Below are 7,316 nucleotides of genomic sequence, written 5' to 3'. Positions count from 1 at the left end.
AGCCGTCACGCCTCAACCCGCTGTTGCCGCAGCGGCATGACCTGGTCACAAGGCGTCACCACCCCGGCTTGACACCATGATTGGGAATCTCTTTCTGGTCCGGCACGGTGAGACCGAATGGTCACGGTCCGGGCGGCACACCGGGCTGACGGACGTGCCGCTGACCGAGAACGGGCGGGAGCAGGCTCGGGGCCTCGTACCGCTGATCCGGTCGCACCGGATCGGGGCCGCCTTCGTCAGCCCGTTCCAGCGGGCCCGGGAGACGGCGGAGCTGATCGGGCTGCACGGGGTGCGGATCGAACCGGATCTGCACGAGTGGGACTACGGCGGGTACGAGGGGATCACGACGGTCGAGATCCACCGGAGCCGGCCGGACTGGTTCCTGTTCACGGACGGGGTCACGTCCGGGCCGCCGGACCACCCCGGGGAGACCCCGGAGCAGGTCGGGGAGCGGGCCGACCGGGTGCTCGCCAAGGTGGAGGCCGCGTTCTCGAACACCGAGGGGTGCGTGGTGCTGGTGGCACACGGGCACTTCCTGCGGGTGCTGACCGCCCGTCACCTGGGGCTTCCGGCATCGGACGGCGCCCTGTTCCAGCTGGGCACGGGGACGCTGTGCCGGCTGGGTACCGAGCACGGGCGGCCGGTGATCGCCGCGTGGAATGTCAGACCTCCGTCCTAGCCTTCTGAGGAGTCGCCTTCTTCGAAGGCGTCACCGGTGAGGGAGGGAGAACGCCGTGGCACTGTCGCCCACCGCCGCGCAGCGGCGTGTCATCGACGCCGCCGACCCCGCGACCGGGCGTCTGAGGGGTACGGAGGCGCAGCTCGCGGCGCTGGTGAAGCGGGGGCTCGCCTTCCGGCATCCGCGCCCGCCGCACGACCACTTCCTGACGCCGGCCGGGCACCGGATACGGGAGTCCCCCGCCGAGCCTCGGATGCCGACGACGACCGCGCCCGCGGCACCGGCCGCCGCGCCGGCCGCCGGTGGGGTGTTCGCCGCGCGGGTGGGCGGGGAGGACGCCGTGCCGGGCAACGCCGGGCCGGCCCGGCTGCGTGAGGTGCGCGGCGCCTGGCAGGGGCTGCTGGAGCTGCGCCGGATGACGCATACCGACGGGAGCACGGACCGGCCCTGCGGGTGGGAGCGGACGCACCTCGTGCAGGCCGCCGCGCTCGCCCTGGAGGCGGCGGGACACCGTCCGGCCGGCCCGGACGGCGGCGACGGGTACCGGGTGCGCGCGACACCGCAGCCGGAGGCCGTCGCCGTGTACGAGCCCGACGGCACCGCGCTGCGGGGCTGCGGGGCCACTCTGGAGGGCGCGGGCTGGCAGGTCGGTGAGTACACGGAGCCGCGGACCAGGGTGCGCTATCTGCTGGCGTCCCCGCGCAAGGTGTGACGCCGCGGCCGTGTCAGGATCGGGCGTCAGCATGTCCACGAGGAGAGGCAGCAGCGGTGAGCGAGCCGTTTTCCGTCCCGGTGACCGTCCGCGGGTACGAGACCGACACGCAGGGCCACCTGAACCAGGCGGTGTACCTGAACTACGCCGAGCACGCCCGCTGGTCACTGCTCCAGGCGGCCGGAATCCGGCAGGCCGACCTGGTCGCCCGCGGCGTGGGGCCCGTGGCCCTGGAGACGACCATCCGCTTCCGGCGGGAACTGCTCGCGGGGGACGAGGTCGAGGTGACCTGCGCGTTCGAGTGGGGCGAGGGCAGGACGTTCCGCATCCGGCAGGTCATCCGCAAGGCGGACGGCACGGTCGCGGCGGAGGTCGAGGGCGTCGGCGGGCTCATGGACCTGAAGGCGCGCAAGCTGGTGGCCGATCCACGGCAGCGGTTCAAGGAACTGGCTTCGGATCCCGGACTGTTCGGGGGATGAGCGAGCGGAGCCGCCCGACTTCTGGGGAGAGGCGGAGGACGCTCAACGCTCGTTCGTACGAGCCCGGGGCGCCGGTGCGGCGAGCTCGGCCAGGTGGTGCAGCGAGTTGATGAGATGCCCGGGGCCGAACGGCGGGAAGTGGAGGTACTCCCGGATGGACCGCGGCACCGCCGACCAGTCGTAGGTGAGCGTGACCTCGGTCTCGGACGGCCCGAGCGGCGCGAGGTCGTAGCGCCAGATCCAGCCGCCGAACTCCAGGTGCCCGTCTTCCTTCTCCTGCCCGGTCAGCCAGCCGATGGCGCGCGGCGGGTCGAGTACCCGGACCTGATTGGCCACCTGGTAGTCGCCGTCCGGATGGCCGGGGTGGTACATGTCCATCCGGAAGACCTGCCCCACCTCGGTCAGCGGTGCCCGGTCGGCGGCTTCCTGGACCCAGCCGGTGCCGTCGATCGCGGAGTGGGTCGTCGGGTCCGCCAGCACCGCGAACACCCTCGCGACGTCCACGGCGACCGTCAGGGTGGCGCTCACGCTCTCCTCGGCCATGGTCGGCACGCTCCTCGTCATCTCACGCCGGGCCTCCCGCGGGTGCGGAAGAACACGTTCCCTACGTGCAGACGACGCGGCGGGGCGAAACTCATCGGTACCCGCGCCCATGCCGCCTCCCGGCTCCCTTCCAGCTCGTCCGACGCGGATGGGCCGGTGCCTCTCGATCCGTCGAGAGACACCGGCCCATCCGCGTCAGGACCTCGGGGTCACGGCGTGGCCGGGGCCCGCGACGCCTCGCTGATCTCGTTTCCGGCCTCCATCGGATGGGTCACGTCCTCCGCTTCCCGGCCCTGGCCACCGATGTGGTTGAAGACCAGGTTGAGCAGGACGGCGGCCAGACAGCCGGTCGAGATGCCCGAGTCGAGGATGATCTTCGCGTTCTCCGGGAACGAGTGGTAGAACTCCGGCGCCGCGATCGGGATGATGCCGACGGCCAGGGACACCGCCACGATCAGGACGTTGTTGTCCTTGTCCAGGCTCGCCCGGACCAGGGTCTGGATGCCGCTGGCCGCGACCGAGCCGAACAGCACCACACCGGCGCCGCCGAGGACGGGGCGGGGCACGACGGCGATGAGCGAGGCGGCCATCGGACACAGGCCCATCAGGACCAGGAAGCCGCCGCCCGCGGCGACGACGTAGCGGCTGCGGATCTTCGTCATCGCGACGAGGCCGATGTTCTGGGCGAAGGCGCTGCACATGAAGCCGTTGAACAGCGGGCTGATCGCCGAGCCGAGGGTGTCGGCGCGCAGGCCGGCCGCGATGGTCTTCTCGTCGGCCTTGCGGTCCACGATCTCGCCGAGGGCGAGCATGTCGGCGGTGGACTCGGTCATCGAGACCACCATCACCACGCACATGGAGAGGATCGCGGCGAGCTGGAACTGCGGGGCGCCGAAGTGGAACGGGGTCGGGAAGCCGACGACGCTCGCGTCCGCGACCGGCCCGAAGTCCGTGACGCCGAACGGGATGGCGATGATCGTGCCCGCGACGAGGCCGAGCAGCACGGCGATCTGCTTGACGAATCCGCGAGTGAAACGGCGCAGGACAAGGACGACGACCAGGGTGATCGCGGCCAGGCCCAGGTTCGTCGCGGACCCGAAGTCATCGGCCTCCGGGCTGGATCCCTGTGCCCAGCCGAAGGCCACCGGCAGCAGGGATATGCCTATGAGGGTGATGACCGTGCCGGTCACGACCGGTGGGAAGAAGCGGATCGCCTTGCTGAAGAAGGGGGCCGCGATGAATCCGAGGAGTCCGGCGACGATGACGGCGCCGAAGATGATCGGCAACGCGTCCGACTTGTCCTCGGTGGAGGCGACGATCGCGGTCATCGGGGCGACACCGGCGAAGGTGACGCCGTTGACGAAGGGCAGCCGGGCACCGATCTTCCAGATGCCGAGGGTCTGCAGGAAGGTGGCGAGGCCCGCGGTGAACAGGCAGGCGCCGGTGAGGAAGGTCAGTTCGGTGGCGGTGAGGCCGATGGCCGCACCGACGATCAAAGGTGGAGCGACGACTCCGGCGTACATGGCGGCCACGTGCTGCAGGCCGGTAGTCGCCATTTTCAGTGGCGGGAGTTTCTCGTCAACAGGGTGGTCTGCCACGGCGGCGTTCCTCCGGTCGGGTACACGTCGGCTCTGACGCGGGTGTCAGGGAGGTGGTGCTGGTGCTGGTCGTGCGGGACCGTGACGGACCGTTCGGGGAAACGGTGACCGCTCCGGGGGCGTGCGCATGGGCGCACGCCCCGGAGACGGCCGCCATGGACCCCGCTCGGGTCCACGGCTACCGGCCGGAAGCCGTCCCTCCCGGCCGGAGATCTAGTGGTGTTCAGTTGTACGAAGGTGACTACCGGCAGGCCGGCGAACCGGGCTGTTCGGTTGTGCGGTTGTGCGGCTGTGCAGTTGTGCGGCTGTTCAGCCCTGCGCCGCGATCCGCGCCAGGCGGCGCGCCTCGTCCCGGGTGGAGCGGGCGATGGCGTCCTCGTCGACCGTGAGCAGCCGGCCGTCCTCGACGATCTGGCGGCCGTTCACGAACGACGCCGTGACCGGGGCCGCGGCGCCGAAGACCAGGGCGGTGACCGGGTCGGCGATGGAGGAGTGGGCGAGGGTGTCCATCCGCCACAGCACCAGGTCGGCCAGCTTGCCCGGCTCCAGCGAGCCGGTCTCGGCGGCCCGGCCCAGGACCTGTGCGCCGCCGTGGGTGCCCAGCCGCAGCGCCTTGCGGGCGTTCAGCGCGGCCTCGCGGTGGGCGCCGAGGCGGTTGACGAGCAGGGCGTTGCGCAGTTCGGTGTGGAGTTCGCCGGACTCGTTGGAGGCGGTGCCGTCGACGCCGAGGCCGACCGGGACGCCCGCGGCGAGCATGTCGGGGACCCGGGCGATGCCCGCGGCCAGGCGGGCGTTGGAGGACGGGCAGTGGGCCACGCCGGTCTTCGTGCGGGCGAAGGCGGCGATGTCGGAGTCGTTCATGTGGACGCAGTGCGCCATCCACACGTCCTCGCCGAGCCAGCCGGTGGACTCGAAGTAGTCGGTCGGGCCCATGCCGAACAGCTCGTGGCAGAACTTCTCCTCCTCGACGGTCTCCGAGCCGTGGGTGTGCAGCCGCACGCCGAGCCGGCGGGCCAGCTCCGCGCCCTGGCGCATCAGTTCGGTGGAGACGGAGAAGGGGGAGCAGGGGGCGACGGCGACCTGGGTCATCGCGTCGAAGGAGGAGTCGTGGTGTTCCCTGACGGTGGCCTCGGTGGCGGCGAGCGCGGCGTCCAGGCTCTCCACCGCGAAGTCCGGCGGCAGCCCGCCGTCGGATTCGCCGCGGTCCATGGAACCGCGGGCGAGGGTGAAGCGGACACCCATCTCGCGGGCGGCGCGGATGATCGCGCCGGACAGGTCGCCGGAGCCCCGCGGGAAGACGTAGTGGTGGTCCATGGCGGTGGTGACGCCGCCGCGGGCCATCATGGCGAGGGAGCCCTGGGCCGCCGCGTACGCCATCGGCTCGTCGATGCGCGCCCAGGTCGGGTAGAGCGCGACCAGCCAGTTGAAGAGGTTGTGGTCGGTGGCCAGGCCCCGGGTGATCCACTGGTAGAAGTGGTGGTGGGTGTTGACCAGGCCGGGCGTGACCAGGTGACCGGTCGCGTCGATCCGGCGGACCACGTTCTCCAGGCCCTCGGGTGCCTGCCCCGCGCCGACGGACTCGATCCTGTTGCCGGCGAGTACGAGATACCCCGAGGCGATCTCGGTGTCGCCCGCGTCCACCGTGGCGATCGCGCAGTTCTCGATCACCACGCGCTCGGCCACGCGCTCGGCTGCCGATGATGCTGCCATGCTGCTTCCTTCTTTCAGTGGGCCCATGGGCGGGGAGTGAGTACCCACGGGGAGGGCACGGCAGGACCCTAGGAGGATTTGAGTGCCGGAGCCGTCTGGCGGCTCCGGGTGCCGAGATGGTGGAAGAACAGGTTGAGCGAGACCGCGACGAGCGCGCCGGCGCTGATGCCGGAGCCGAGGACGGTCTGCGCCCAGGCGGGGAACTCGGCGTAGAAGGTCGGCGCGGCCAGCGGGATGATGCCCGCGCCGAGCGCCACGGCGACCAGGATGATGTTGGAGCTGTCGTCGAGTCCGGCCTCGGACAGCGTACGGATGCCGCTGACGGCGATCGAGCCGAAGAGCACGATGCCCGCACCGCCGAGGACCGGCATCGGGACCAGGGAGACGACCGCGCCGAGGACCGGGAAGGCGCCGAGGACCAGCAGGGTGGCGCCGGCGACGGCGACGACGTAGCGGCTGCGTACCCGGGTGAGGGAGACGACGCCGACGTTCTGCGCGAAGGCGGAGGTGGGGAAGCCGCCGAAGACAGGGCCGACCAGGGTGGCGAGGCCGTCGGTGCGCAGGCCGCGGGTGATGACCTTGGAGTCGGCGCGGCGGTCGCAGATCTCGCCGAGGGCGAGCATGCCGGCGCTGGACTCGGTCATCAGGACCAGCATCACGATGCAGAGCGACAGGATGGCCGCGGGCTGGAACTCGGGGGCGCCGAAGGCGAAGGGCGTGGGCAGCGCGGCGACCGGGGCGGACTCGATGCCGCTGAAGTCGGCCATGCCGAAGGGGATCGCGGCCAGGGTGCCGATGAGCAGGCCGAAGAGCAGGGCGACCTGCTTGAGGAAGCCCTTGCCGAAGCGCTGCATGACGAGGATGACGCCGAGGGTGAACGCGGCGAGCGCGAGGTTGCGCATCGAGCCGAAGTCGGCGGCGGCCTTGTCGCCGCCCTGGGCCCAGGCGACCGGGACCGGCATCAGCGTGACGCCGATGAGGGTGATGACCACGCCGGTGACCAGCGGCGGGAAGAAGCGCAGCAGCCGGCCGAAGAACGGGCCGACGGCGAGACAGAAGACACCGGCGACCATCACCGCGCCGTAGATGGCGGGGAGTTGGCTGCCCTCGCTGTTCGTCTCGGCGATCGCGAGGATGGGCGCGATGCCGGCCGAGGAGGCGGCGTTGACGAAGGGCAGGCGGTTGCCGACGAAGCCCTTGACGCCGATGGTCTGGATCAGGGTGGCGATACCCGCGATGAGCAGGCTCGCCGCGATCAGCCGGGTGCGGCCCTCGATGTCGAGGCCGACGGCCTGGCCGATGATGAGCGGAGGAGTGACGACGCCCGCGTACATCGCGGCGATGTGCTGGAGCGCGGCGGGGACGAGCCGCGAGGGGTGGAGCTTCTCGTCCACGGGGTGCACGGACGTGACGGCGTCCTCGGTGTGCTCCGGTGACGGGGTGGAACTTGAGCCTTTCGCCGGCTCCGTTGCAGGCTGTGCCATGGTGTTCCCTCCGGTGTGGCGGGGGGACCGAACCCAACAGGAGAGAGAGGGGGGGTAGGGCCCGACCCGGAGGGGGGGGGTCGGCACAGGACGAAAACTTCTGGTCCACCT

Annotated in this window: 7 protein-coding genes; 3 read left to right on the top strand and 4 right to left on the bottom strand. The window is 71.3% G+C overall.

The features are described from left to right. The first annotated feature begins 79 nt into the window (after nucleotides 1-79). Genes ACFCZF_RS38780 through ACFCZF_RS38770 form a run of 3 tightly spaced genes read left to right on the top strand, consistent with a single transcriptional unit; the run spans nucleotide 80 to nucleotide 1,870 of the window. Nucleotides 80-679, top strand: a complete 600-nt coding sequence (locus tag ACFCZF_RS38780) for a histidine phosphatase family protein (RefSeq protein ID WP_376675668.1) — start codon at nucleotides 80-82, stop codon at nucleotides 677-679. Nucleotides 680-734: 55 nt separating this feature from the next. Further along, nucleotides 735-1,391: a hypothetical protein gene (locus ACFCZF_RS38775; protein WP_376675667.1), complete on the top strand. Its 657-nt coding sequence runs from the start codon at nucleotides 735-737 to the stop codon at nucleotides 1,389-1,391. Between the two features lie 56 nt (nucleotides 1,392-1,447). Beyond that, nucleotides 1,448-1,870: an acyl-CoA thioesterase gene (locus ACFCZF_RS38770; RefSeq protein ID WP_375922887.1), complete on the top strand. Its 423-nt coding sequence runs from the start codon at nucleotides 1,448-1,450 to the stop codon at nucleotides 1,868-1,870. Between the two features lie 42 nt (nucleotides 1,871-1,912). Here ACFCZF_RS38770 and ACFCZF_RS38765 read toward each other — a convergent pair whose 3' ends face one another. The 4 genes from ACFCZF_RS38765 to ACFCZF_RS38750 all read right to left on the bottom strand — a co-directional run bounded on the left by ACFCZF_RS38765 (nucleotide 1,913) and on the right by ACFCZF_RS38750 (nucleotide 7,205). Beyond that, the gene (locus ACFCZF_RS38765) at nucleotides 1,913-2,413 is read right to left on the bottom strand and encodes a polyketide cyclase (protein WP_376675666.1); all 501 of its coding nucleotides are present in this window, start codon (nucleotides 2,411-2,413) and stop codon (nucleotides 1,913-1,915) included. Between the two features lie 209 nt (nucleotides 2,414-2,622). After that, nucleotides 2,623-4,011: a nucleobase:cation symporter-2 family protein gene (locus ACFCZF_RS38760; RefSeq protein ID WP_376675665.1), complete on the bottom strand. Its 1,389-nt coding sequence runs from the start codon at nucleotides 4,009-4,011 to the stop codon at nucleotides 2,623-2,625. Nucleotides 4,012-4,320: 309 nt separating this feature from the next. Continuing rightward, nucleotides 4,321-5,721, bottom strand: a complete 1,401-nt coding sequence (locus ACFCZF_RS38755; protein WP_376675664.1) for an 8-oxoguanine deaminase — start codon at nucleotides 5,719-5,721, stop codon at nucleotides 4,321-4,323. Between the two features lie 68 nt (nucleotides 5,722-5,789). Continuing rightward, complete coding sequence (locus ACFCZF_RS38750; protein ID WP_375922947.1) at nucleotides 5,790-7,205, bottom strand: nucleobase:cation symporter-2 family protein; 1,416 nt, start codon at nucleotides 7,203-7,205, stop codon at nucleotides 5,790-5,792. Between the last annotated feature and the right edge of the window lie 111 nt (nucleotides 7,206-7,316).

The organism is Streptomyces sp. NPDC056296, assembly GCF_042268605.1.
In the GTDB taxonomy this organism is placed as follows: Bacteria; Actinomycetota; Actinomycetes; order Streptomycetales; family Streptomycetaceae; genus Streptomyces.
Note: the sequence above shows the minus strand (reverse complement) of the source record. Positions and strands in the feature narration are given on the sequence as shown.

Bases quoted from the DNA above. Each gene is read 5' to 3' on its own strand.
- ACFCZF_RS38765 (WP_376675666.1), bottom strand. From the start codon at position 2,413: ATGGCCGAGGAGAGCGTGAGCGCCACCCTGACGGTCGCCGTGGACGTC.
- ACFCZF_RS38750 (WP_375922947.1), bottom strand. From the start codon at position 7,205: ATGGCACAGCCTGCAACGGAGCCGGCGAAAGGCTCAAGTTCCACCCCG.
- ACFCZF_RS38755 (WP_376675664.1), bottom strand. From the start codon at position 5,721: ATGGCAGCATCATCGGCAGCCGAGCGCGTGGCCGAGCGCGTGGTGATC.